The sequence below is a fragment of the Pseudomonas asiatica genome, assembly GCF_040214835.1.
GTDB classification, from domain to species: Bacteria; Pseudomonadota; Gammaproteobacteria; order Pseudomonadales; family Pseudomonadaceae; genus Aquipseudomonas; species Aquipseudomonas putida_Z.
In genome coordinates this window covers 2,465,367-2,487,292 of the sequence record NZ_CP157874.1, presented here as the reverse complement: position 1 = coordinate 2,487,292, position 21,926 = coordinate 2,465,367, and the positions used below count along the sequence as shown (strand labels likewise).

Sequence of the window (21,926 nt, the reverse complement as noted above, 5' to 3'; positions counted from 1 at the left end):
TGCGAGCAAGCACCTCGAGGCATGCATGCTCGCACGGCCGCATTACCAGATCGCAATATCGTAGGTCAGGTAGATCCGGTTGCTGTCGCGCCCTCGGGAAAAGTCAGAGCGGTAGACGTAGTTGCGAAGCTTCACACCCAGACCTTTCACAGGCCCGGATTGCACCACATAGGCAAGCTCCACGTCACGCTCCCACTCGCTGAGCCCGGCATCAGCCGAGCGACCGTTGTCCCCGCTCAGGTAGCGCGCCATGAAGGTCAGCCCGGGGACACCGGCCGCAGCAAAGTTGTAGGCATAGCTGGCCATCCAGGTTTTCTCTTCCTCCTCGATGAACTTGCCGATGCCAACGTTACTGAACGAGTAGACCGTCGCGCCGCTGATGTATGGCAGCCCTGCCTCGCCGTCGAGCACCTGGTAACCGGCACCGACAGTGTGCCCGGAGTGGGTATAGGACAGCTGCCCACTGAACATGTCATTGTCTATCTGACCACCATGAGCGGCCCCGCTGTCGCGGCTCTTGAAATAGCGCAAGTCGGTGGTCAATACACCGCCGGCCAACGGCAGGTCGTGGATCAGGCCTAGGTAATCCTGGCGATAGAAGTGTTCGAGCTGGCCGTGGAAATAGCTCAAGCGCAGCTGCTTGCTGGCGGCATAGTCGGCCCCGGCAAAGCTGAAATCGCCAGACTCGCTGCCACTGTAACCATCCAGGAACAGGCCGGTGCTGTCGGAGGAGTCCCGCTGCTTGAAACGGTCCAGGTGGCCGGCGGTCAGGGTCAGGCCATCGACATCAGTACTGGTCAGCTGCGTACCCTGGTAGGTCTGCGGCAACAATCGCGCATCGTTGTACACCAGCACCGGTGTCTTGGGCAGCAAGGTGCCATGCTTGACGATGGTCTGCCCCAGTCGCGCCTTGGCCGTCACACCGGCACTGGCGAACTCGTCCGCGGCACGGCCATCGTCATGCACCGGCAGCAAGCCGGTACCGCTGCGCCCGCGGCCCGAATCGAGCCGTACGCCTACAAGCCCCAGGGCATCGAGCCCCAGCCCCAGCGGGCCTTGGGTGAACCCTGATTGGTAGTCGAGCAGAAAACCCTGTGCCCATTCCACACGCTCGCTCTTTGCAGTTGCAGCAGCGCGGGCGCTCATGCCTTGTTCGTCGCGGAAGTTTTCGTTGAAGTAAACGTTGCGCAGCTGCAGCTTGAGCTTGCCGTCGTCGATGAATCCGGCAGCGCCGGCCACAGGCAGCCAGCCGCAGAGCAGGCCACAGGTGGCCCCACGGAAAACAGTTCGGGACATTTTCGATACTCTGTTGTTGTTCTTGGATGAGGTGGGCGCCCAGCAGCGCCCGAGGCAGATCAGACGAAGAAGGACAAGGCACCCGTGACCAAGGCCAGTGCGGTGATGACCAGTGATGTCAGCACCGCCCATTTCACGGTGGCCTTCTGGAAGTCGCCGATGTCGCGATCGACCATGCCCACCAGCAGCAAGGTCGAGGCCACCAGCGGGCTCATCAGGTGCACCGGCTGCCCCAGCACCGAGGCGCGGGCGATTTCAACCGGGTCGATGCCGTAGGCGGCCGCAGCGTTGGCAAGGATCGGCACCACGCCAAAGTAGTAAGCGTCGTTGGACAGTACGAAGGTCAGCGGCATGCTGGTCAGCGCCACCACCAGCGGGAACCAGTGGCTCCAAGCCTCGGGAATCCAGTCGACCAGGGTCTGCGCCAGTGCATCGACCATCTTGGTGCCCGAGAAGATCCCCGCGAAGATGCCTGCGGCGAATACCAGCAGTACCACTGTCATGGCGTTGCCGGAGTGGGCGAGGATGCGCTCTTTCTGCAGATCCAGTTGTGGGTAGTTGATCATCAGCGCTGCAACGAAACCGATCATGAACAACAGAGCAGAGTGCATGACGCCCATCACCAGCGCCGTCATGACGGCGATCACCAGCACCAGGTTCACATACGCCAGGCGCGGGCGCTTGTGCGGGTTGTCGCCGAGGATTTCCTTGATGTAGCAGTTGCCGCCACCCGACTCCAGGGCGATGTTGCCGATGCGTCGGCGCTCGGCACGGCCCAGCAGGAAGGCGGTGAACACCACCCAGGCCGCACCGCCGATCACGGTCGGCAGCATCGGGATGAAGTACTCGGTCGCATCCAGCCCGAGCGCGGCAATGGCCCGGGTGGCCGGCCCACCCCAAGGGCTCATGCCACTCATGATGCTCAGCGACAGCATGGATACCGTGGCCAGGATCATCGGGTTCATGCCGATGCGCTTGTACAGCGGCAGCATGGCCGCGCAGGTAATCATGTAGGTGGTGGTGCCGTCACCGTCGAGCGCCACCAGCAGCGACAGCAGCGCGGTACCGATGGCGATCTTGACCGGGTCGCCATTGACGCGCTTGAGGATCTTGCGGATCAGCGGGTCGAACAGGCCGGCATCGATCATCAGGCCGAAGAACAGGATGGCGAACAGCAACAGCGCTGCCGAGGGCGCCACCATTTTCAAGCCATCGAGCATCATCTTGCCCAGTTCGGGGGCGAAGCCACCGATCACAGCGAAGACAATGGGTACCACGGTGAGCGCAACGATTGGCGACAGGCGTTTGCTCATGATCAGGTAGGTGAAGGTCACCACCATGATCAGGCCCAGGAGTGCGAGCATGGTCTTTTCTCTTGTTTTTATTCTATTGCGGCCATCGGCAAGGCAGACGGCCCCCTAGCCCACTCGGCATCGCCAGGATGCTGAGTGGGATTTTAAGTCAACAATGGGAGATGGAAGAGGCTTTCAGCTGTGATGCCGAGGCTCGGCAGACCAGTCGGCCTGCGCAATATCCGCCTCGTCCGGTGCAGCCGGAATGCCGTTCAGGCGGCGCAGCAAGGTTTCCCGTTCACAGGCATTCTCCGACAGCGAGATGACCACGGTGGCTACGGCGTTGCTGGCCAGGCTGGTCAGGGCACGCGCCTCGGACATGAAGCGATCGATGCCGATCAGCAAGGCAAGCCCTGCCAACGGAATGTCGTGAATCACGGTCAAGGTTGAAGCCAGTGCAACGAAGCCACTACCGGTCACACCCGCTGCGCCTTTTGACGACAACAGCATGATCGCCAGCATCGTCACCGTCTGGCCCAGGCTCAGGTCGATGTTGCAGGCTTGAGCGATGAAGACTGCCGCCAACGACAGGTAGATGGCAGTTCCGTCGAGGTTGAAGGAATAGCCGGTTGGCAGCACCAACCCGACCACGCCTTTCTTGCAGCCCAGCTTCTCCAGTTTCTCCAGCATGCGTGGCAGCACGGGCTCGGTGGACGAGGTGCCGAGCACCACCAGAAACTCCTCGCGGAAATAGCGCAGCAGCTTCCACAGGCTGAAGCCGTGAGCACGGCAGATTCCACCGAGCACCACCAGCACGAAGAACGCACAGGCGATGTAGAGCGTACCGACCAGCTTGGCCAGTGCCCCCAGGGACGTCACGCCGTACTGCCCGACGGTAAAGGCCAGCGCACCGAAGGCGCCGACCGGGGCGAAGCGCATCAGGTAGCCAAAGATGCGAAACACCATGGTCGAGGCAGACTCCAGCACATCGAGTACCGGCTTGCCCTTCTCGCCCATGGACGACAGGGCAAAACCGCTGAGCACCGCGATGAACAGCACCGGCAACACTTCGCCCTTGTTGAACGCCCCGATGAAGGTGTCGGGAATGATGTGCATGAAGAAGTCGACCACGCTGAGCTTTGCCGCAGACGCGGCGTACTGGCCGAGCCCCGCGGTGCTTAGCGTGGCAGGGTCGATGTTCATGCCGACACCTGGGCGGAACAGGTAAACCGCTGCCAGGCCGATCATCAGGCTGATGACGGTCAATACCAGGAACAGCAGCAAGGTCTTGCTCATCAAACGCCCGAGGGAGCGCTTGTCGGTCATCCCGGCGATACCGGTGACGATGGTGCAGAAGACCACCGGCGCGATCATCATCTTGATCAGCTTGATGAACGCATCACCCAGGGGCTTGAGCGCAACGGCCTGTTGCGCCCAGAAGTGACCGACCACCACGCCCAGCAGGACGGCGCAGAGGATCTGGAAGTACAGCGATTTGGCGAGTCTCATGAGGCATCACCCATTGTTGAAATTGTGCGGATGCGCTTGTTGCGAATGTACAGGTCTGGACTACCGCCTGGGCCTACCCCGCCAACCTGCGGAATGTAGGCGCGTAAACGAAGCCTGAGAACAGCCGCCGGGCGGTTCGCACCACAGAGGCCTGAATCGTCTTGCCATCGGCGCCGCTTCGTGACAGCGCGACATCGATACCACCGCTTGGGTGTTCCAGGCGTACCTCGGCCAGTTGCTCGGCGCCCTCGCCCAGCAGTTCGCCGATCACCGTACCTGGGCTGACGCAGGCAGTCGCCAGCCCTATCGCTCCGGTGATGGCCAAGGCTCGGTGGCAGTTGTGCGGCATGAAGTAGCGGACCTGCAACGTGCCGTCATAACGGGGCTTGGACACCAGAACAGGCTTGGGGATGACCATACCGCTGACATCACCCAGACCCATGGCCTTGCCGGCTTTCAGCCGCAACGCCTCGAGGCGCTCGAGCAGTTCGCCGTTGGCGTCGAGTTCGGCCGGGGATTCCGAGCCGGTGACGCCCAGCTGGCTGGCCTCCACCACCATCATCGGCATGGCCATGTCGATGCAGGTGACCGCAACGCCGTCAATCACATCCTTGGCCTTGCCGGTCGGGAACAGCTTGCCGGTCTTGCTGCCGACCGCATCGAGGAAGGTCAGGTGCACCGGAGCGGCAGTGCCCGGTACGCCATCGATCGCCGTGCGGCCTTCATAGCGCACGATGCCGCCGGGGGTTTCCACCAGCGAATTGACGAAAGTGCCGGTGTTGAGGTTGCGAATACGCACCAGCGTCTTGCCGTCCTGACCTTTGACAAGACCTTGCTCGATGGCGAACGGGCCAACGGCGCACAGCATGTTGCCGCAGTTGGGCGCGGTATCGACCCGGCGCTGGGCGACCATGACCTGCACGAACAGGTAGTCGACGTCGGCGTCGGCATGCAGCGAGGGGCTGACAATCGCTACCTTGCTGGTCTGCGGGCTACCGCCACCGATGCCGTCGATTTCCAGTTCATGCCCGGAACCCATCAGGTTGATCAGCAATTCGTCGCGTTCGACCACATTGGCAGGAAGGTCCCATGCGTGGAAAAAGGGGCCCTTGGAGGTGCCACCGCGCATGAGTACGCAAGGAATTCGTTGCATGATTTCGCACTCTTGTTGATCAATGGACATCATTGATGCTGTGGACAAAAGATTGACAGGGATGGATAAATCAATCCAATGCAAATATCGTAGCTATTATTGCGATCCAAGCATCAATTCAGAACTGACTGCCAAGAGCGATCCGAGATGGAATATGAGCTGCAAGACATACGATCTTTCGTGAAAATCGCCGAACTCGGCAGCTTCCACGAAGCCGCAGAAGCGTTGCACCTGTCGCAGCCCGCCTTGAGCCGGCGGATCAAGAAGCTCGAGGAAGGCTTGGGCACTTCGTTGCTGGAACGCACTACTCGTCGCGTCAGCCTGACCAGCGTCGGGCGTGACTTCCTGCCCAAGGCAAGGCGCCTGCTGGATGACTTCGAAGACTCGATCCTGAGCATTCGCGAACTCGCAGAACGACAGACCGGTCAGGTAACCCTCGCCTGTATTCCGACTGCAGCGTTCTATTTCCTGCCGTCGGTGATCCGTGACTACAACGAGCAATACCCCAAGATCCGCATTCGTCTGCTGGACCTCAGTGCCAACGACGGGCTCGAAGCCGTACTGCGCGGTGAAGCCGATTTCGGCATCAACATGATGAGCGGCCAGCACCCGGACATCGAGTTCGTCTCCCTGGTACAGGAACATTTCGTCCTGGCCTGCCGCAGGGACCACAAGCTGGCGAACCGTGAAGCCGTCACCTGGACAGAACTGGCCGACTACCGCCTGATTGGCGTAGGCCGGCTTAGCGGTAACCGGATGCTGCTGGACCATGCCCTGTCCGGTCTCAACCTGCGGCCCAAGTGGTTCTACGAGGTTCAGCACCTGTCCACCTCGCTGGGCATGGTCGAGGCCGGTCTGGGCGTGTCGGCCATGCCCAGCCTGGCCATGCCCAGCGCCGACCACCCGACGCTGGTCAGCGTGCCGCTGATCGAACCCCAGGTAACCCGTACCCTTGGTTTGGTCTACCGCAGAGGGGCGTCGCTGTCGCCGGCAGCGGAGAAGTTCGTGTCGATCCTGCTGGACAAGTGGCCCAACCGCTGAACGAAATGCCTTGCTTCCGGCTCGGCACGGCGCGGGGGAAATACGGGCTGAGTTCATGGTTCACTCCCCGCCCAGGCCCAGCTTGTTGGGGCGGCGCTTCTCGATTGCAAACTTGAGCAGTGCCGCGCTGCGGAACAGGCCATGGGCAAACTTGCCATAGGGCAGCGTGATGAACAGCGCCATCACCGTTCCCAGGTGAAGCGCCAGCACGATCGCCATCGCTGCGGTATCACGCAGCCCCAGCAGGGCAAGGCCTGTGGCGCTGACCAACAGCAAAAGCAGGATGAAGGCCCGATCCATAGGGCGCTGGGCCACATCGCCCTGCTCCGGCGCCCTGCGCAGGTTCAGCGCCAGCAACCCGGCAGGCCCGACAATCAAGCCAATTCCGCCCAGGGTTCCGAGCAACACCGGTGCGCTCAGCAGCGGGTACGGCGCCTGCTGGCCCAGCAGATAGTGATACCCGGTGGCGACCACCGTGGCAGCAAAGCACAGCATGAAGCCGTAGAAGGTGAAGTGATGGAAGCGACGGCGCCAGAGCGTGTAGCGATCATCGGCGTTGTTGCAACCTTGGCCGTGCCCGCCGTCCAGGTATTTCAGGGTCAACGCCGCGCTTGATGCCTCAAGCACAGCTCCTTTTGCCGGTTGCGCCAGCGCCTCGGCAGGCGAGACCGAACGCCAGAAGCGACGTACCGCCACCGCCAGAGCCAAGCCTGCAGCGACAAAGACGCTACCGAACATCAGCGCCAGGGTGTTGTGCGGGAAGACCGCATAGAAATTGCCCGCCAGCCGACCAGGTAGCAGCGTGCCGTTGACCCACAACGCCAGCAGCAGGAACAGCGACAAGGCCACTGCCAAGGCACTGGCAACATAGGCGCCGTTGTGCCGATACAGCTGCCCGAACAGGGCCGGCCATGCGTACTCGGTGTAGGTCTGCCCGCGCACCTTGGCCATCGCCTGCGGCACGTTGACGGCGAATTCGTGGGGCTGAGCGTACTGGCAGGCATGCAGGCAAGCGCCGCAGTTGTGGCACAGGTTGGCCAGGTAATGGATGTCGGCCTTGCCGAACTCCAGCCTGCGGGTCATTGCCGGGAAAACTGCGCAAAAGCCCTCGCAGTAGCGACAGGCGTTGCATATCCGCATTTGCCGGTCCACTTCCCGCTCCTCGACGTTCAACACCGGGATCAGTTCGAGGGCCGACCCGGCGGCATCAGGCTGGCGTGGTTCAGGCAGTTGCGCAGTCATGGCGATTCTCTTTTTCTGGATGTTCGTAACCCGCCGCTGCAGCGGCGCTGGTCCCGGCGATACGGCCGAAAGCGGTGCCGATGGACATACCGACACCTGCGGTGTAGCCCTTGCCTAGTACATTGCCCGCCATCATTTCACCGGCAACGAACAGGTTCGGGCTGGGACGCCCGTCGAAATGGACGGCGGCGGTTTCATCGGTGCGCAGCCCCAGGTAGGTGAAAGTCACGCCAGGGCGCAGCGGGTAGCCGTAGTAGGGAGGTGTATCGATCGGGCGCGCCCAGTGGCTTTTCACCGGTTCCAGGCCAACGGTGTGGCAGTCGTCCAGCCGGGTGTGGTCGAAAGTGCCCACCTGGCAGGCTCGGTTGTAGGCATGCACGGTTTCGAGGAAGGCCTGCACAGGCAAACCGAGCAGGCCGGCCAACGCCTCAAGGCTATCGGCGGTGGCGCCCGGGAAAACCGGTGGCATGAAGCGCCCGAGGGCTTTCCGGTCGATGATCGAAAACCCCACCTGCCCTGGCTGATGCGCCACCAGGCGCCCCCAGATGGCATAGCGCTTGGGCCAGAAATCCTCGCCTTCATCGTAGAAGCGCTGGCCATCGCGGTTGACCACCACGCCCAGCGACACACAATCGATGCGCGTGCAGATGCCGCCGTCGTATAGCGGTGCGCGGGCATCGATCGCCACCATATGTGCCTGGGTCGGGTCGCCAATCGTGTCGGCGCCCTGTTCGATCATGCGGCGCAACAGCACACCGTCATTGAAACGCGTACCACGGATAAGGAAGTTGTCCGAAGGCCACTCCCCTCGCTCGTTCTGCCCCCACGCCTCGCGCAACCATTGGCGGTTGGACTCGAAACCACCGGCGGCAAGCACACAGGTACGCGCCTCGATGCGCTCGGCAGGCAGTTGTCGACCCTGAACCTCACGTGTCGGCACATGGGCCGCAACGAAGCGTCCGTCCCGCAGTTCGATGTCGGCTACCGGTGTGTCGTAGCGTATCTGTACGCCAAGGTTTTCGGCGCTGCGAAAGTAGGCATTGACCAGCGCCTTGCCGCCGCCCATGAAGAAGGCATTGGTCCGTGCGGTGTGCAGCGCACCAGACAATGAGGGCTGGAAATGCACGCCATGCCGGCGCATCCACCCACGGCAGCTGGAGGATGCGCGAATCACCAGGCGCGCAAGCTTTTCGTTGGTCTGGCCACCGGTGACCTTCAGCAGGTCTTGCCAGAACTCCTCTTCCGGGTACGCCTCGAGCAGTACGTCCTGGGGGCCATCATGCATGCACCGCAGGTTACGCGTGTGTTGTGAGTTGCCACCACGCCAGGCGCGGGGTGCGGCCTCGAGCAGCAGCACGCTGGCTCCGGCCTCTCGCGCCATCAGCGCGGCACAGAGGGCGGCATTGCCCCCTCCGATGACTAGCACATCGATCATTTCGCCTCCAGATCACGAAGAGCCGAATGTTCGGCTGCTCCTCGTGACCAGGGACTTTAATGAGAGCCCGGAGGGTGCGAAACGCGATCGTCGAGGGGAGGCATTCAGTTTTTCTAAAGGGGCTGGATGAGCGTACCCAGAATCCGGGTCAAAGCAGCCGGGCCCCAGGCCATCGGCCCTGTTCCACCAGATCCCGAGCGACCTCCTGCAGTACGATCCGCGTTGCCAACGCTGCCGGCGAGAGCTCGTCATCGGTCAGGCTGACAATTACATTGCGACGCTGCGCCTGTGCTTCATCGATGGCAAACACGCGCAGGCCCGCCTGATGCGCCCGGGCCACCGTCGCGCCGGGCTGGATGGTGGCGGCATGGCCCGCACACACGCAATCCATCAACAGCGACAAACCATCGACTTCCATGACGATGCTGGCCTCCAGCCCTGCCCGCTCGAAAATCGAGCGCAACGTCGTTCGCAGACCGTGTTGCGTGCTTGGCATAACCAACGGCAGCGTCGCGATCTGTTGCAACGTGAGCGACTCGCCCCAGCCGTCCTTGACCAGTGGCGCGGGAACCAGCACGAACAGCCGCTCCGTCAGAAGCGCCCGTACCTCCAGCCGCGGCCCCGTCTCTGCCTGGAACAGCACCGCCAGGTCGAGGTGCCGGGCATTGAGTTGGTTCATCAGATAACCAGACAGCATTTCCACCAGGTGCAGCCGGATGTCGGGATAGCGTTCGCGCATCCTGTCGATCAACGCCAAGCCAAGGATCGATGCAGTGGTCGGTGCCAGCCCCACGCTGGCATAGCCGCTCATGCGACCACTTTGTGCCGCCAGGACAGCATGCTCCGCCTGACGAAGCGCCAGACGCGCATGGTATTCGAAGGCCAGCCCGGCCGCCGTCGGCGCGACGCCGGTGCTCGAACGTGTCAAAAGCCGGGTACTCACCTCGCTCTCCAGCTTCGACAACTGCTGGCTCAAAGCCGAGGCGCCAACCCCTAGCTCGACCGCAGCCCTGCCTAGGCTGCCGTACTCCAGAACACTCAGGAAATAGCGAAGCTGACGTAACTCCATACAGATCTCTTCAACGATGGGGGCAGGCCTGGAGCATGTTAAACGTATTTGCACAGCCTTGATCGACAGAACGCTACCGTGCCTCATCAAGTTGACGGGGACCCTGTGGGAGCGGCCTTGTGTCGCGAAAGGGCCGCAAAGCGGCCCCAGGTTTGATGCGCAAAAGTTGAAATTGCTGGGGCTGCTTTGCAGCCCTTTCGCGACACAAGGCCGCTCCCACAGGGATCGCGCCAGCTTTGGGAATTGAGCAAGGCCGTTGCTTTCACAAGGTGCGCAGAACAGATCCGGCGGCCTTGCAATACATTCGAAAATCCGTATATTCGAAAAAACATATACATTGAATACCCCGCCATAGGCACCAGTTGCCCGCACCGAGAACACCCATGACTGACTCGCTGACCCCGACCCAGGTCTTCAAATGCCTCGCCGACGAGAACCGCATTCGGATGATGCTGCTGATCACTCGTGAGGAAGAGCTGTGCGTCTGTGAACTGATCTGCGCCCTGGAAGAAAGCCAACCCAAGGTTTCCCGCCACCTCGCACAACTGCGCACCTGCGGCCTGCTTGAAGACCGCAGGCAGGGCCAATGGGTTTACTACCGCCTGCATCCAGAACTGCCCGCCTGGGTACGCGATGTCCTGGTAACCACGCTGGAGGCCAATCGCGAATGGTTGAGCACCAGCTCCAAACGACTGGACACCATGGGTGACCGCCCTCAGCGCGTCGCTGCCTGCTGCTGACCACTGCCGAGAAAAAAGGCATTTCTCGCATTGCCTTTCGAACAACTGGATGCCGCCCGGCTCAAGGCCGAACCAGCGCGCATCGGAACGCTCTGACGTTCAGGGAGATACACCATGAGCAAAAGCCGGCTTTCCTTCCTCGACCGCTACCTGACGGTCTGGATCTTCCTGGCCATGGGCCTGGGGATCGCTCTCGGCAGCCTGTTCCAGGGGTTGCCAGCGTGGCTGGACAGCCTGTCGGTGGGCTCGACGAACATCCCCATCGCAATCGGCCTGATCGTCATGATGTACCCGCCATTGGCGAAGGTGAAATACGAGGAGTTGCCACAGGTCTTCAAGGACAAGCGCATCCTCGCCCTGTCGCTGGTCCAGAACTGGGTGATCGGCCCGGTGCTGATGTTCGGGCTGGCAGTAGTGTTCCTTTCCGACAAGCCCGAGTACATGACCGGCCTGATACTCATCGGCCTGGCGCGTTGCATCGCCATGGTGCTGGTATGGAACCAGATCGCCGGCGGCAATAACCAGTACGTGGCCGGCCTGGTCGCCTTCAACAGCATTTTCCAGATCCTGTTCTTCAGCGTGTACGCCTGGATCTTCCTGGGCCTGCTGCCGCCACTGTTCGGCCTGGAAGGTAGCGTCATCGAGACCAGCTTCCTCGATATAGCCCAATCGGTGCTGATCTACCTGGGCATCCCGTTCCTGGCCGGTTTCCTGACCCGCAAGACCCTGATCAGCCGTAAAGGTGCCACTTGGTACCAGGAACACTTCATTCCCAAAATCAGCCCGCTCACCCTCGTGGCGTTGCTGCTGACCATCGTTGCCATGTTCAGCCTGAAAGGCGACATGGTGCTGCAACTGCCGCTGGACGTGCTGCGCATCGCCATCCCGCTGACCATCTATTTCGTGGTGATGTTCTTCATCAGCTTCTGGATGGGCAAGCTGCTGGAGGCCGACTACCCCCGCACCACTGCGCTGGCCTTCACTGCGGCAAGCAACAACTTCGAACTGGCCATCGCGGTGGCCATCGCCACCTTCGGCCTCGCCTCGCCGGTCGCGTTTGCCACCGTCATCGGGCCCTTGGTGGAAGTGCCGGTACTGATCTCGCTGGTTGGCGTGGCCTGGTGGCTGAAGCGTCGCTGGTTCGATCAGCCATCTGGCGCCTTGTCCCAGGAGTGAAACCATGACCGAACACCCCATTCCCAACATCGACAACGACCTGGTCGATCTGCCGACAGCCGAGAAACTGGCGATCGAGCAGCAGTCCACCCACAAGCCTCGCATCTTGCTGCTGTACGGCTCGACCCGCGAACGCTCCTTCAGCCGCCTGCTGACCGAAGAAGCCGCCCGCCTGCTGGAGCACTTCGGTGCCGAGACGCGAATCTTCAACCCGTCCGGCCTGCCATTGGCGGATGACGCGCCGGATGACCATCCGATGGTCAAGCAGCTGCGCGACCTGGTGCTGTGGTCGGAAGGCATGGTCTGGTGCTCCCCGGAACGTCATGGCGCGATGACTGGTGTGTTCAAGTCGCAGATCGACTGGATCCCCCTGAGCATGGGCGCCGTACGGCCGACCCAGGGCAAGACCCTTGCGGTAATGCAGGTATGCGGCGGTTCGCAGTCGTTCAACGTGGTCAACCAGCTGCGTGTGCTTGGCCGCTGGATGCGCATGTTCACCATCCCCAACCAGTCGTCCGTACCCAAGGCCTACCTGGAGTTCGACGAAACGGGCCGCATGAAACCGTCCCCGTACTACGACCGTGTCGTCGATGTCATGGAAGAGCTGGTGAAGTTCACCCTGCTGTTGCGCGACCGCGCCGACTACCTCGTCGACCGCTACTCCGAGCGCAAGGAGTCGGCCGAGGAACTGTCCAGGCGTGTCAATCAACGATCCATCTGAAGTCACAACTCGAGAACAAGATCATGGCAATCAAAGTAGGCATCAATGGGTTTGGCCGTATCGGTCGCCTGGCGCTGCGCGCGTCCTGGGGCTGGCCGGAATTCGAATTCGTCCAGATCAATGACCCGGCCGGCGACGCCGAGACCCACGCCCACCTGATCAACTTCGATTCGGTCCACGGCCGCTGGCAGCGTGAAGCCGGGGCAGAAGGCGACTCGGTGGTGATCGAGGGCAAGCGCATCAAGGTCACCGCGAACAAGACGATCGCCGACACCGACTGGTCGGGCTGTGATCTGGTCATCGAAGCCAGCGGCAAGATGAAGTCGGTAGCCGTGCTCCAGGCCTACCTGGACCAGGGCGTCAAACGCGTGGTGGTCTGCGCTCCGGTGAAGGAGAAAGGCGCGCTGAACGTGGTGATGGGCGTCAACCAGCACCTGTTCGACCCGGCGCAGCACCGTATCGTCACCGCCGCTTCCTGCACCACCAATTGCCTGGCCCCGGTGGTCAAGGTGATTCACGAGCACCTGGGCATCCGCCACGGCTCGATCACCACCATCCACGACCTGACCAATACCCAGAGCATCCTCGATACGCCGCACAAGGACCTGCGTCGCGCCCGTGCTTCGGGCATGAGCCTGATCCCGACCACCACGGGTTCGGCTACCGCAATTGCCGAGATCTTCCCTGAGCTGCGCGGCAAGCTGAACGGCCATGCCGTACGTGTACCGCTGGCCAACGCCTCGCTGACCGACTGCGTGTTCGAGGTGGCGCGCGAGACCACGGCTGAAGAGGTCAATGCGTTGCTGAAGGCGGCTGCCGAAGGCCCGTTGAAGGGTATCCTCGGCTACGAAGAGCGACCACTGGTATCCATCGACTACCGTACCGACCCGCGGTCCTCGATCATCGATGCGCTATCGACCTTGGTGGTCAATGGTACCCAGGTGAAGATCTACGCCTGGTACGACAACGAGTGGGGCTACGCCAACCGCGCAGCGGAACTGGCCCGAATGGTCGGCATGGCGGAGTAACCGGCAATCATGAAGGCGTTGTCAGCCCTGCCTGCACAAGTGCGTCAGTACCTGCTGGTTACCGGCAACTACTGGGCCTTCACTCTCACCGACGGCGCATTGCGCATGCTGGTGGTACTGCACTTCCATTCGCTGGGCTACACGCCGCTACAGATTGCGGCGCTGTTCCTGTTCTACGAAGTGTTCGGCGTGATCACCAACCTGGTGGGCGGCTACCTCGGCGCCCGCCTGGGGCTCAACCGCACCATGAACATCGGCCTGGGCATGCAGGTGCTGGCCTTGCTGATGCTCACGGTGCCGGCAGCCTGGCTGACAGTGCCTTGGGTGATGGCGGCACAGGCGCTGTCCGGCATCGCCAAGGACCTGAACAAGATGAGCGCCAAGAGCTCCATCAAGCTTCTGGTGCCGGACAGCCAGCAAGGCACCCTGTACAAGTGGGTAGCCATTCTCACCGGTTCGAAAAACGCGCTAAAGGGCGTGGGCTTCTTCCTTGGTGGTGCCCTGCTCGCCCTGCTCGGCTTCACCCTGGCGGTGCTGGCCATGGCGGCGGTACTGGCATTGATCTGGATCGGCAGCCTGATCCTGCTGAAGAAAGACCTGGGCAAGGCCAAGGCCAAACCGAAGTTCCGCGACATGCTGTCCAAGAGCCGGGCCATCAACATTCTCTCGGCCGCACGGCTGTTTCTCTTTGGCGCCCGTGACGTCTGGTTCGTCGTGGCTTTGCCGGTGTACCTGAGCACGGCTTTTGGCTGGGACTTCTGGCTGGTCGGCGGCTTCCTGGCTGCATGGATAATCGGCTACGGCATCGTCCAGTCGCTTGCGCCCCACATCACTGGCAAGAAACGCGGCCATGTGCCTGACGGTCGCGCGGCCTTCATCTGGGCGATTGCCCTTGCCGGGCTGCCGGCGCTTATCGCCCTGGGCCTGTCGGCAGGCTGGTCGGCGCAGGTGGTGCTTCTGGGCGGGCTGATGCTGTTCGGCGTGCTGTTCGCCGTGAATTCGTCGCTGCACAGCTACCTGATCGTCAGCTATGCCAAGGAAGACGGGGTATCGCTGGATGTGGGCTTCTATTACATGTCCAACGCGCTAGGGCGGCTGGTCGGTACGCTGCTTTCCGGTTGGGTATTCCAGGCTTACGGGCTGGGAGCCTGCCTGTGGATCTCCACAGCGTTTGTTCTGCTGGCTGCCCTGATTTCTATCGCATTGCCAAGGCATGCTGCCGGGGTGCTCCAGGCTAGCGAAGAGGAAAAGGTAAAGGGGTGATCCACAGCTGCCCACAATCGATCCTTGGCTGTCGTTCTGCCCAACAGAAATCATTGTGGGAGCGGGTTCACCCGCGAACACCGGCACAGCCGGTGCCATCCACCGCGGCGCCTGCTTCGCGGGTAAACCCGCTCCCACAGAGTACGCGTCGCGCTTACAAAATCAGTTATCTTTTAGCGTCCGCTTTGGGTCCATAGCGGTTGGTCTCGGATGGCTGCTAACGACCCGGCGCTTACACTGATCCACGCTCTGTTGCTTGTACCGGCCTCTTCGCAGCACAAGGATGCTCCTACAAAGGACGCGTCAGACGAGCGATATTTGTTCTCTGCGCGACAGCGCAGCCCAAAGGGGCTGGGCAATCTTCCTCGGGAATATCACCAGCCTTCATGCATGCGCTGTACCTGTGGGAGCCGCGCTTGCCGGCGATGGGCCGCGAAGCGGCCCCGGTTACAGATGCCGCCATGCCTTTGCGCATGGGACAGCGTCGCACACCGTGCTGACGGTGTTCGCCCACAGCATGATGGGCACCTTTCAACCCGCCTACCCTGCCTCCCTGCCAAAGGCGTAATCCTTGAAAACTGACCACCCGGTCCCATGGGAGCACTGTACATGCCTATCGACTTCAGGCCCGCTCAAGCCTCGGACGCGCACGATATTGCGCGCTTCTTTCAACTGACATCGGAGGGCATGGCCGATTACATATGGAGCAAGCTTGCCGCTCCTGGAGAAGCATTGCTGAGCGTCGGTGCGTCTCGCTATGCCAGGGAACAAGGCGACTTTTCCTACAAGAACTGCCTGATGGCCACTTTCGAAGGGCGTGTCATCGGCATGATGCATAGCTATGCCTTGCGCGAGACCCCTGACAGGTCTGTCGAGGCAGACCCGGTCCTCGCGCCTTATTCCGACATGGAAATACCCGACACCTTGTACATATCCAGCCTGGCCCTGGATGAAGCCTGGCGCAGCCAGGGGCTGGGCGTCCAGTTTCTTCGCCACGCCCAGCAGCGCGCCGAGGAGTCTGGCCTGAATGGGCTATGCCTGATCGATTACGCAGAAAACCACGGTGCACGCCGCTTCTACGAACGTCACGGTTTTCAAATTGTTAAAACCTGCCAGATCGTTCCGCACCCGATGCTGGGCGTAACCGGTGAAGCCTATTTGATGTATCGCCCTAACCAAAACGTGCTCGAGAAAAAGCCATGAACAAGAAACTGACCGTGTTCCGCGAACTGGATATCCAACCGATACGCGACCTTCCCTTTTTTGAAGAGGTCGTGGAAGGCACCCCTCATACGCTGACGTCCAAGTACTATCACGATGAACAGCAAGGTCGCATTTCCGGAGAATGGGAAGCCAGCACCGGAGCGTGGCGCATCGACTACAAGGTTTGGGAGTTCTGCCATGTCCTGAGTGGATGCTGCGTCATCGAGCTTGAGGGTTGCGCCCCCGTCAAACTGGCCGCTGGTGACACGTTCATCATCGAACCGGGCGCCAAGGGCAAATGGACCGTGCTGGAAGACATGAAAAAGAACTTCGTGATCCTCTTGCCAGCGAACTAGGCACGGCAGGCCACAACAGCCCTCTACCTCACGGCTGCGCTGTCGCGCATGGAACAGAGCCTTTGTGGGAGCGGCCTTGTGTCGCGAAAGGGCCGCAAAGCGGCCCCAAGCAGGTAAAGAAACAGCGTAACCGCCTCGGCGGGATCAGTCGTCGTGGCGGTGTTTGTTGCGCCAGCCGTAGTGATTGCCACGGTCGTGGCGGTGACGACGCCAGCCCCGATCATCGTCATCGTCGTCATAATCACGATAGCGATGCCCGCTTTCGTCATCGTATTCCCGGCCCATGTGGTTGCCCAAGGCACCACCCACACCGCCACCGGCTGCTGCGCCGATCATGCTGCCAGTGGTGCCGCCCATCTTGCGACCCACCACGTTACCGCCAGCTGCACCCAGTGCGCCGCCAATGGCCGCCTCGCCACGGCTGTGCTTGTCGGCCCCCACCGCCCCACCGGCCGCGCCACCCAGGCCCGCGCCGATTGCCGAGCCGGTGCTGCCGCCGATCGACTGGCCGACGACCGAGCCCAATACTCCACCCAATGCGCCACCTATACCTGCTTCGGTATTGCCGCCTGCCGACGCAACGCCGCTCAGCAGGCCAAGTGACAACAAGAGAATCGAGGAGTACTTCATATGTGAAAGCCTCAGAGGGATACGGAGGCGATCCTGAGGCTCTGCACAGGGCCTTACAATGGAAATCCGACGAGTGACACGACTTGGAAAAATTCTCCAAGTTACTGTTTTCCCAACGGAAACTTTAGGGATTTTCGCTGGTCACAGGCTGATTGCGAAAGGCCTTTCCAGTGTCGCGCTGGATGCTACCTGCTGGCCCTGTAGGAGCGGCCTTGTGTCGCGAAAGGGCTGCGAAGCAGCCCCAGCAACTTATGCATCTGCGCCGAAACCCTGGGGCTGCTTCGCAGCCCTTTCGCGACACAACGCCGCTCCTACACTGCGATAAGTCCTGCCCCGTCAGCCGTGCCTGTCCTCCACACACACTACTCTTCTACCCCAAAGCTTGCGTGACCCAAACCACTGGATCAACAAGGTGAAAAGTGCGCCGAGCAAAGCCAAGGCCATGTCCTTTTGCGCATCCCAAGGGTCTTGCTGGGTCGCGAGAAAGGCTTGTGCCCGGTCATCGCCCAGGTATTGGCCGCCTATCCATTCCAGCAGTTCGTACAGCGCCGATGTCGCAAGCACGAAAGAAACAGCGCACAACGCCAACCAGCCGCCCCGCAAAAGGACCTGGCGCTGGAGCAGTTCCCTGATCGGCAAGACGAACAGAAGGCCGTAGCTCAGATGCACCAGACGATCGAACTGGTTGCGTTGCCAGCCCATCCAGGCATTCAGAGAGTGATCGGTAAGCGCACGCAGCCAAGCGTCATAGGGAACCTTGGCATAGGTGAAATGCGCGCCTAGCTCATGAATCGCCAGCATCACCATGATTGCCAGGTAGGCATGCCACGAAAAGCGCCAATAGCGGCTGGTTGCAGCCAAGGTGAGCAGGAGTGCCAGCGGCAAAACGTTTTCCAGCCACCAATCTGCACGGTCATGCGGCGCAACCCCCGAGGCAATCACCATCAACGTGGCCGATACCAGCAAGCCCGCAACCTGCCTTGGCGTGGCCGACGGGGCAAAGCTTGTTTGCGATGCTGGATTATTGTTCATGGCTTTACGCTCGGCTTGAGCACGGTTGAGCCTGACAGGGCAGCTAAAGTTTCCTCCGGTAGCTGTTTTCAGCTGATGCCATGTCACCCCAACGACTTCGTTACCTTGGCTGGCGCCGATGGCACTGAAACTTGCCACTGGATGATTCCACCTGAACTTTACCTCCCCCCTTGGCTTCCCCTGCATAGACCACCCGGACCCGCCACTGCAGGAGATGAACCAATGAGAGCACTGACATACCACGGAACCCAGGACGTCAGGGTCGACAATGTCCCCGACCCGATCATCCAGGACGAGGACGACATCATCCTCCGGGTCACCGCTACCGCCATCTGCGGCTCCGACCTGCACCTCTACCATGGCAAGATTCCTCAGACCGAGCCGGGTGATATCTTCGGCCACGAGTTCATGGGCACCGTCGAAGATACCGGCCGCGGGGTGACCAACCTGCAGGTCGGTGACCGCGTGGTGATTCCCTTCGTGATCGCCTGCGGCAGCTGCTTCTTTTGCCAGCTCGACCAGTTTGCCGCTTGCGAAACCACCAACACCGGCCGCGGTGCAATCATCAACAAGAAAGGCATCCCGCCCGGGGCCGCACTGTTCGGCTATAGCCATCTGTATGGCGGCGTGCCCGGCGGCCAGGCGGATTTCGTGCGGGTGCCCAAGGCCAACGTCGGCCCGTTCAAGGTGCCTACCGCCCTGCCGGACGACAAGGTGCTGTTCCTCTCGGATATCCTGCCAACAGCCTGGCAGGCCGTTACCAATGCGCAGGTCGGCCCCGGCTCGACAGTAGCCATTTATGGCGCCGGGCCAGTCGGCCTGCTGAGCGCAGCCTGCGCGCGCATGCTGGGCGCCCAGACGATCTTCATGGTCGACGACAATGACTACCGCCTGGCGTTCGCTCGCGACGCCTACGGTGTGGTGCCGATCAACTTCGAGCAGGATGATGACCCGGCCGACAGCATCATCCGCCTGACCCCAGGCATGCGCGGCGTGGACGCCGTCATCGACGCGGTCGGTTTCGAGGCCAAGGGCAGTACCACCGAAACAGTACTGACCACGCTGAAGATCGAGGGCAGCAGCGGCAAGGCGCTGCGCCAGAGCATCGCCGCGGTGCGCCGGGGCGGCGTGGTCAGCGTGCCTGGGGTCTATGCGGGCTTTATCCACGCGTTCATGTTCGGTGATGCCTTCGACAAGGGCCTGACGTTCAAGATGGGCCAGACCCACGTGCAGAAATTCCTTCCTGAACTGCTCGAACATATCGAGGCCGGGCGCCTGGAACCGGAACTGATCGTCACCCACCGTCTGGCCCTGGAAGAAGCGGCGTTGGGTTACAAGTTGTTCGACCAGAAGCAGGACGACTGCCGCAAGGTCATCCTCGTGCCGGGCGCTGCCGCCGGTACATTGGGACCTGACCATGCATTCGGGGGGATACAGCGATGATCGAACTGCCCATGACTCATTGAATCAGCAGGGAACCTGTGGGAGCGGCTTTAGCCGCGAACACCGGCGCAGCCGGTGCCATGCACCGCGTTGAATTCTTCGCGGCTAAAGCCGCTCCCACAGGTTACGCGGACCGCTTGCGTTGCGTTCATCACGAGCTGTTTTCTGCGCAGTGGAATCATGGGACGTGCCAGTTGACCCATCAGGACGCTGCGCGTCATTGTCCCGTTCCTCTTCACCTTGGGTTCCGCTGCGAGGTGTCTCCGATCCTTTCTTCATTTCCCCTCCTACCCCTTGCTATGTTCAGGCGACGACGGCCCGGTACCGCGTTTGATTCCACGCGGCCCAAGCACGCCCCAGATGGCAAGGCCGACAATGGGCAGCGCCAACAGCAACAGTGCCCACATCGCCTTCGTCACGTCGCTCTTGTCACTGCGGAAAACACTGACGATGGCCCACAGATCGAGCAACACGATGATCGCCGCAACAGCGATCCAGAAATACGTCACAGGCTCGGTCATGATCACTTCTCCTCCGGTTGTTCCGGCAGCAGCGCGTGGCCCGCGCTACTACCCTCCTACCCAGAGGAAGCCAGCAAGCGGAACAAAGTTCAGGAAGCTTTCCCCGCCATTGATCGGTGGCACAAGCAATGAACCAATCCCGCAGGAAACACGTCCACCACAAGACAACGCACGAGTGACTATCCATGACGACCGACCCCGTACTCGAGGCCCTTGATTACCTCAAGGCCCACAAGCTGGTACTGACCACGGCAGAATCCTGCACGGCCGGTGCCATGGTTGCGCTGCTGGCAGCAGTGCCGGGGACCGGGGAGGTACTGGAAAGCGGCTACGTGGTGTACTCGCCCAGTGCCAAGAAACGTCTGCTCGGCGTCAGCCCGCAGACTATCGAGCGCTACGGCCTGACCAGCGAGGCGGTAGCCTGGGAGATGGCGCTCGGCGCTTTGAAAGACAGCGACGCCACCGTCGCCATCGCCAGCACGGGTGTTGCCGGGCCGGATCCGCAGGGTGCCATCGCCCCGGGCACGGTGTGCTTTGCCTGGGCCTTTGCCGGCGAGCCCTTGGCCGTGTTCACTCGCAGCCAGCGCTTTTTTGGCGAGCGCGCGGAGGTAATCCGCCAAGGCGCGCTTTACGGGTTGTCGCACCTGGCCCATTACCACCAACGCTGGCTGCGCGGCGAGCGCGCCTGAGGGCTACGTGAGGGGCTACAAGAGGGGCTACGAGCATGGATGAAGACGAGCTGGCTTCAAGGCACCACCCCGTCGAAGAAGACATGCGAATGCAGCAGCGGGTCTGGCGTTTCGAACGGGTAGGATGGTACGCGCTGGTGCTGGTCGTGCTGCTGGGCCTGGCCGGGTTGTTCGGCAACGGTCCGCTCAGTGACGCCCAGCTCATGAGTGAGGACGGCCGGGTGCATGTGGAGTATCAGCGCCTCAGCCGCAGCGGCACCACCGACAACCTGCGCATCACGGTTCGCGGTACTGCCGGGGAGCCTGTGATGTTGTTGCTCGGGGGGACCCTGCTACGCGAAGCCAGCATCGAAACGCTGCAGCCAGAGCCGCAAGTATCGCTTTCCCATGGCAGGTCGCTTCTGCTCCAGCTTGGCACCAGCAAAGAGGGTATCGCCACCCTCTACCTGACCCTGCGCAGCGAACACGTCGGCACGCTCGAAGGTGTTGTCAGCGCCGGCCCGGGCAGCGCAGTGCATTTCTCGACCTTTCTCTACCCGTAGGAGCGCGACATGGACTCCATTCTCCGTGCGACAGGCATGTACATCGCGCTGATGCTGCTGTTTCGCGTGGCTGGCAGGCGCTCGCTGGCAGACTTGACCACCTTCGACTTCGTCCTACTGCTGATCATCGGCGAAGCAACCCAGCAGGCATTGCTCGGCGAGGACTTCTCGTTCACCAACGCCATGCTGGTGATCGCCACACTGATCGTCCTGGATGTCGGCCTTTCGCTGGCCAAGCTCAACTCCAGGCGCCTGGCCCGGCTGGTCGACGGCCACGCGACACTGGTCGTGGACCATGGGCGCTTTCTCCACCACCGAATGCGGCGGGCGCGGCTGACCGAAGACGACATTCTCGAATCGGCGCGGGACAGCCAGGGCATCGAAAGCGTCGGGCAGATCAAGTTCGCCATCGTCGAGCGCAACGGCAAGATCTCGATCATCCCGCAGGAGTGACCCGGCCGGGCCGGTGCAAACTGTGTGGATCCTTGTGGGTGCAGCCCTTTCGCGACACCAGTACGTTGATCATCCGCTTTGAACCTTGGCGC

The 21,926-nt window shown here is 61.6% G+C and carries 23 protein-coding genes and 1 pseudogene; 13 read left to right on the top strand and 11 right to left on the bottom strand.

Annotated features, from left to right (window positions below):
• Window positions 1-42: 42 nt before the first annotated feature.
• The 4 genes from ABNP31_RS11195 to ABNP31_RS11180 form a co-directional block, all read right to left on the bottom strand.
• On the bottom strand, window positions 43-1,296 hold the full coding sequence (locus tag ABNP31_RS11195; RefSeq protein WP_274078447.1) for an OprD family porin: 1,254 nt from the start codon (window positions 1,294-1,296) through the stop codon (window positions 43-45).
• 59 nt (window positions 1,297-1,355) lie between these two features.
• A complete protein-coding gene (locus ABNP31_RS11190) occupies window positions 1,356-2,660 on the bottom strand; it encodes a CitMHS family transporter (RefSeq protein WP_025339495.1) in 1,305 nt (434 codons plus the stop codon).
• A 123-nt stretch (window positions 2,661-2,783) separates the two neighbouring features.
• On the bottom strand, window positions 2,784-4,097 hold the full coding sequence (dctA, locus tag ABNP31_RS11185) for a C4-dicarboxylate transporter DctA (protein ID WP_025339496.1): 1,314 nt from the start codon (window positions 4,095-4,097) through the stop codon (window positions 2,784-2,786).
• Window positions 4,098-4,170: 73 nt separating this feature from the next.
• Window positions 4,171-5,250, bottom strand: a complete 1,080-nt coding sequence (locus ABNP31_RS11180) for a 4-oxalomesaconate tautomerase (protein ID WP_003256767.1) — start codon at window positions 5,248-5,250, stop codon at window positions 4,171-4,173.
• 147 nt (window positions 5,251-5,397) lie between these two features.
• On the opposite strand from ABNP31_RS11180, the gene ABNP31_RS11175 reads away from it, so the two are divergent.
• Window positions 5,398-6,291: a LysR family transcriptional regulator gene (locus ABNP31_RS11175; RefSeq protein WP_013972231.1), complete on the top strand. Its 894-nt coding sequence runs from the start codon at window positions 5,398-5,400 to the stop codon at window positions 6,289-6,291.
• Between the two features lie 60 nt (window positions 6,292-6,351).
• Here the strand turns inward: ABNP31_RS11175 and tcuB are convergent, their stop codons facing one another.
• From tcuB to ABNP31_RS11160, 3 genes are all read right to left on the bottom strand, one after another.
• Window positions 6,352-7,533: a tricarballylate utilization 4Fe-4S protein TcuB gene (gene tcuB / locus ABNP31_RS11170; RefSeq protein ID WP_085663404.1), complete on the bottom strand. Its 1,182-nt coding sequence runs from the start codon at window positions 7,531-7,533 to the stop codon at window positions 6,352-6,354.
• On the bottom strand, window positions 7,514-8,968 hold the full coding sequence (tcuA, locus tag ABNP31_RS11165) for an FAD-dependent tricarballylate dehydrogenase TcuA (RefSeq protein ID WP_085663403.1): 1,455 nt from the start codon (window positions 8,966-8,968) through the stop codon (window positions 7,514-7,516). The genes tcuB and tcuA overlap by 20 nt, the downstream gene beginning before the upstream one ends.
• Before the next feature lie 148 nt (window positions 8,969-9,116).
• The gene (locus ABNP31_RS11160) at window positions 9,117-10,037 is read right to left on the bottom strand and encodes a LysR family transcriptional regulator (RefSeq protein ID WP_025339500.1); all 921 of its coding nucleotides are present in this window, start codon (window positions 10,035-10,037) and stop codon (window positions 9,117-9,119) included.
• A 383-nt stretch (window positions 10,038-10,420) separates the two neighbouring features.
• On the opposite strand from ABNP31_RS11160, the gene ABNP31_RS11155 reads away from it, so the two are divergent.
• The 8 genes and pseudogenes from ABNP31_RS11155 to ABNP31_RS11125 all read left to right on the top strand — a co-directional run bounded on the left by ABNP31_RS11155 (window position 10,421) and on the right by ABNP31_RS11125 (window position 16,524).
• Window positions 10,421-10,777 (top strand): metalloregulator ArsR/SmtB family transcription factor, encoded by a 357-nt coding sequence (locus tag ABNP31_RS11155; protein WP_085663401.1) that lies wholly within the window; start codon window positions 10,421-10,423, stop codon window positions 10,775-10,777.
• Window positions 10,778-10,786: 9 nt separating this feature from the next.
• A pseudogene (locus ABNP31_RS26200) lies at window positions 10,787-10,873 on the top strand (arsenate reductase ArsC); the annotation flags it as partial.
• Window positions 10,874-10,891: 18 nt separating this feature from the next.
• On the top strand, window positions 10,892-11,953 hold the full coding sequence (gene arsB, locus ABNP31_RS11150) for an ACR3 family arsenite efflux transporter (RefSeq protein WP_085663400.1): 1,062 nt from the start codon (window positions 10,892-10,894) through the stop codon (window positions 11,951-11,953).
• A gap of 4 nt (window positions 11,954-11,957) precedes the next feature.
• The gene (gene arsH, locus ABNP31_RS11145; protein ID WP_085588137.1) at window positions 11,958-12,674 is read left to right on the top strand and encodes an arsenical resistance protein ArsH; all 717 of its coding nucleotides are present in this window, start codon (window positions 11,958-11,960) and stop codon (window positions 12,672-12,674) included.
• Between the two features lie 23 nt (window positions 12,675-12,697).
• Window positions 12,698-13,702, top strand: coding sequence for an ArsJ-associated glyceraldehyde-3-phosphate dehydrogenase (locus tag ABNP31_RS11140; RefSeq protein ID WP_238066077.1), 1,005 nt, complete (start codon window positions 12,698-12,700; stop codon window positions 13,700-13,702).
• Window positions 13,703-13,711: 9 nt separating this feature from the next.
• On the top strand, window positions 13,712-14,965 hold the full coding sequence (gene arsJ, locus ABNP31_RS11135) for an organoarsenical effux MFS transporter ArsJ (protein WP_085663398.1): 1,254 nt from the start codon (window positions 13,712-13,714) through the stop codon (window positions 14,963-14,965).
• A 609-nt stretch (window positions 14,966-15,574) separates the two neighbouring features.
• A complete protein-coding gene (locus ABNP31_RS11130; protein ID WP_176240846.1) occupies window positions 15,575-16,168 on the top strand; it encodes a GNAT family N-acetyltransferase in 594 nt (197 codons plus the stop codon).
• Complete coding sequence (locus ABNP31_RS11125; RefSeq protein WP_085588129.1) at window positions 16,165-16,524, top strand: cupin domain-containing protein; 360 nt, start codon at window positions 16,165-16,167, stop codon at window positions 16,522-16,524. The genes ABNP31_RS11130 and ABNP31_RS11125 overlap by 4 nt, the downstream gene beginning before the upstream one ends.
• A 144-nt stretch (window positions 16,525-16,668) precedes the next feature.
• On the opposite strand, the gene ABNP31_RS11120 is transcribed toward ABNP31_RS11125, so the two are convergent.
• Entirely contained in the window at window positions 16,669-17,154 is a 486-nt protein-coding gene (locus tag ABNP31_RS11120) for a glycine zipper domain-containing protein (RefSeq protein WP_025339507.1), read from the bottom strand.
• 336 nt (window positions 17,155-17,490) lie between these two features.
• Window positions 17,491-18,324 carry a DUF2238 domain-containing protein gene (locus ABNP31_RS11115; protein ID WP_350013321.1) on the bottom strand — a complete coding sequence of 278 codons (834 nt, stop codon included), beginning with the start codon at window positions 18,322-18,324 and terminating at the stop codon, window positions 17,491-17,493.
• Between the two features lie 84 nt (window positions 18,325-18,408).
• On the opposite strand from ABNP31_RS11115, the gene ABNP31_RS11110 reads away from it, so the two are divergent.
• Window positions 18,409-19,629 (top strand): zinc-dependent alcohol dehydrogenase, encoded by a 1,221-nt coding sequence (locus ABNP31_RS11110; RefSeq protein ID WP_350013320.1) that lies wholly within the window; start codon window positions 18,409-18,411, stop codon window positions 19,627-19,629.
• A 50-nt stretch (window positions 19,630-19,679) separates the two neighbouring features.
• On the opposite strand, the gene ABNP31_RS11105 is transcribed toward ABNP31_RS11110, so the two are convergent.
• On the bottom strand, window positions 19,680-19,850 hold the full coding sequence (locus ABNP31_RS11105; protein WP_176240845.1) for a hypothetical protein: 171 nt from the start codon (window positions 19,848-19,850) through the stop codon (window positions 19,680-19,682).
• A 66-nt stretch (window positions 19,851-19,916) separates the two neighbouring features.
• The gene (locus ABNP31_RS11100) at window positions 19,917-20,150 is read right to left on the bottom strand and encodes a PLDc N-terminal domain-containing protein (RefSeq protein ID WP_004376302.1); all 234 of its coding nucleotides are present in this window, start codon (window positions 20,148-20,150) and stop codon (window positions 19,917-19,919) included.
• Between the two features lie 185 nt (window positions 20,151-20,335).
• Here ABNP31_RS11100 and ABNP31_RS11095 point away from each other — a divergent pair, with 185 nt between their 5' ends.
• Genes ABNP31_RS11095 through ABNP31_RS11085 form a run of 3 tightly spaced genes read left to right on the top strand, consistent with a single transcriptional unit; the run spans window position 20,336 to window position 21,834 of the window.
• Window positions 20,336-20,839 carry a CinA family protein gene (locus ABNP31_RS11095; RefSeq protein ID WP_085663394.1) on the top strand — a complete coding sequence of 168 codons (504 nt, stop codon included), beginning with the start codon at window positions 20,336-20,338 and terminating at the stop codon, window positions 20,837-20,839.
• Between the two features lie 35 nt (window positions 20,840-20,874).
• A complete protein-coding gene (locus ABNP31_RS11090) occupies window positions 20,875-21,381 on the top strand; it encodes a hypothetical protein (protein ID WP_350013319.1) in 507 nt (168 codons plus the stop codon).
• A 9-nt stretch (window positions 21,382-21,390) separates the two neighbouring features.
• Complete coding sequence (locus tag ABNP31_RS11085; protein WP_025339511.1) at window positions 21,391-21,834, top strand: DUF421 domain-containing protein; 444 nt, start codon at window positions 21,391-21,393, stop codon at window positions 21,832-21,834.
• Window positions 21,835-21,926 lie beyond the last annotated feature (92 nt).

Excerpts from the sequence above, each read along its gene's own strand:
- ABNP31_RS11090 (WP_350013319.1), top strand. The coding sequence starts at position 20,875 with ATGGATGAAGACGAGCTGGCTTCAAGGCACCACCCCGTCGAAGAAGAC.
- ABNP31_RS11120 (WP_025339507.1), bottom strand. The coding sequence starts at position 17,154 with ATGAAGTACTCCTCGATTCTCTTGTTGTCACTTGGCCTGCTGAGCGGC.
- ABNP31_RS11155 (WP_085663401.1), top strand. The coding sequence starts at position 10,421 with ATGACTGACTCGCTGACCCCGACCCAGGTCTTCAAATGCCTCGCCGAC.
- tcuB (WP_085663404.1), bottom strand. The coding sequence starts at position 7,533 with ATGACTGCGCAACTGCCTGAACCACGCCAGCCTGATGCCGCCGGGTCG.
- ABNP31_RS11160 (WP_025339500.1), bottom strand. The coding sequence starts at position 10,037 with ATGGAGTTACGTCAGCTTCGCTATTTCCTGAGTGTTCTGGAGTACGGC.
- arsB (WP_085663400.1), top strand. The coding sequence starts at position 10,892 with ATGAGCAAAAGCCGGCTTTCCTTCCTCGACCGCTACCTGACGGTCTGG.
- arsJ (WP_085663398.1), top strand. The coding sequence starts at position 13,712 with ATGAAGGCGTTGTCAGCCCTGCCTGCACAAGTGCGTCAGTACCTGCTG.
- ABNP31_RS11085 (WP_025339511.1), top strand. The coding sequence starts at position 21,391 with ATGGACTCCATTCTCCGTGCGACAGGCATGTACATCGCGCTGATGCTG.
- ABNP31_RS11110 (WP_350013320.1), top strand. The coding sequence starts at position 18,409 with ATGAGAGCACTGACATACCACGGAACCCAGGACGTCAGGGTCGACAAT.
- ABNP31_RS11140 (WP_238066077.1), top strand. The coding sequence starts at position 12,698 with ATGGCAATCAAAGTAGGCATCAATGGGTTTGGCCGTATCGGTCGCCTG.
- ABNP31_RS11190 (WP_025339495.1), bottom strand. The coding sequence starts at position 2,660 with ATGCTCGCACTCCTGGGCCTGATCATGGTGGTGACCTTCACCTACCTG.
- ABNP31_RS11100 (WP_004376302.1), bottom strand. The coding sequence starts at position 20,150 with ATGACCGAGCCTGTGACGTATTTCTGGATCGCTGTTGCGGCGATCATC.
- arsH (WP_085588137.1), top strand. The coding sequence starts at position 11,958 with ATGACCGAACACCCCATTCCCAACATCGACAACGACCTGGTCGATCTG.
- dctA (WP_025339496.1), bottom strand. The coding sequence starts at position 4,097 with ATGAGACTCGCCAAATCGCTGTACTTCCAGATCCTCTGCGCCGTCCTG.
- tcuA (WP_085663403.1), bottom strand. The coding sequence starts at position 8,968 with ATGATCGATGTGCTAGTCATCGGAGGGGGCAATGCCGCCCTCTGTGCC.
- ABNP31_RS11130 (WP_176240846.1), top strand. The coding sequence starts at position 15,575 with ATGCCTATCGACTTCAGGCCCGCTCAAGCCTCGGACGCGCACGATATT.
- ABNP31_RS11105 (WP_176240845.1), bottom strand. The coding sequence starts at position 19,850 with ATGACGCGCAGCGTCCTGATGGGTCAACTGGCACGTCCCATGATTCCA.
- ABNP31_RS11125 (WP_085588129.1), top strand. The coding sequence starts at position 16,165 with ATGAACAAGAAACTGACCGTGTTCCGCGAACTGGATATCCAACCGATA.
- ABNP31_RS11175 (WP_013972231.1), top strand. The coding sequence starts at position 5,398 with ATGGAATATGAGCTGCAAGACATACGATCTTTCGTGAAAATCGCCGAA.
- ABNP31_RS11195 (WP_274078447.1), bottom strand. The coding sequence starts at position 1,296 with ATGTCCCGAACTGTTTTCCGTGGGGCCACCTGTGGCCTGCTCTGCGGC.
- ABNP31_RS11180 (WP_003256767.1), bottom strand. The coding sequence starts at position 5,250 with ATGCAACGAATTCCTTGCGTACTCATGCGCGGTGGCACCTCCAAGGGC.
- ABNP31_RS11095 (WP_085663394.1), top strand. The coding sequence starts at position 20,336 with ATGACGACCGACCCCGTACTCGAGGCCCTTGATTACCTCAAGGCCCAC.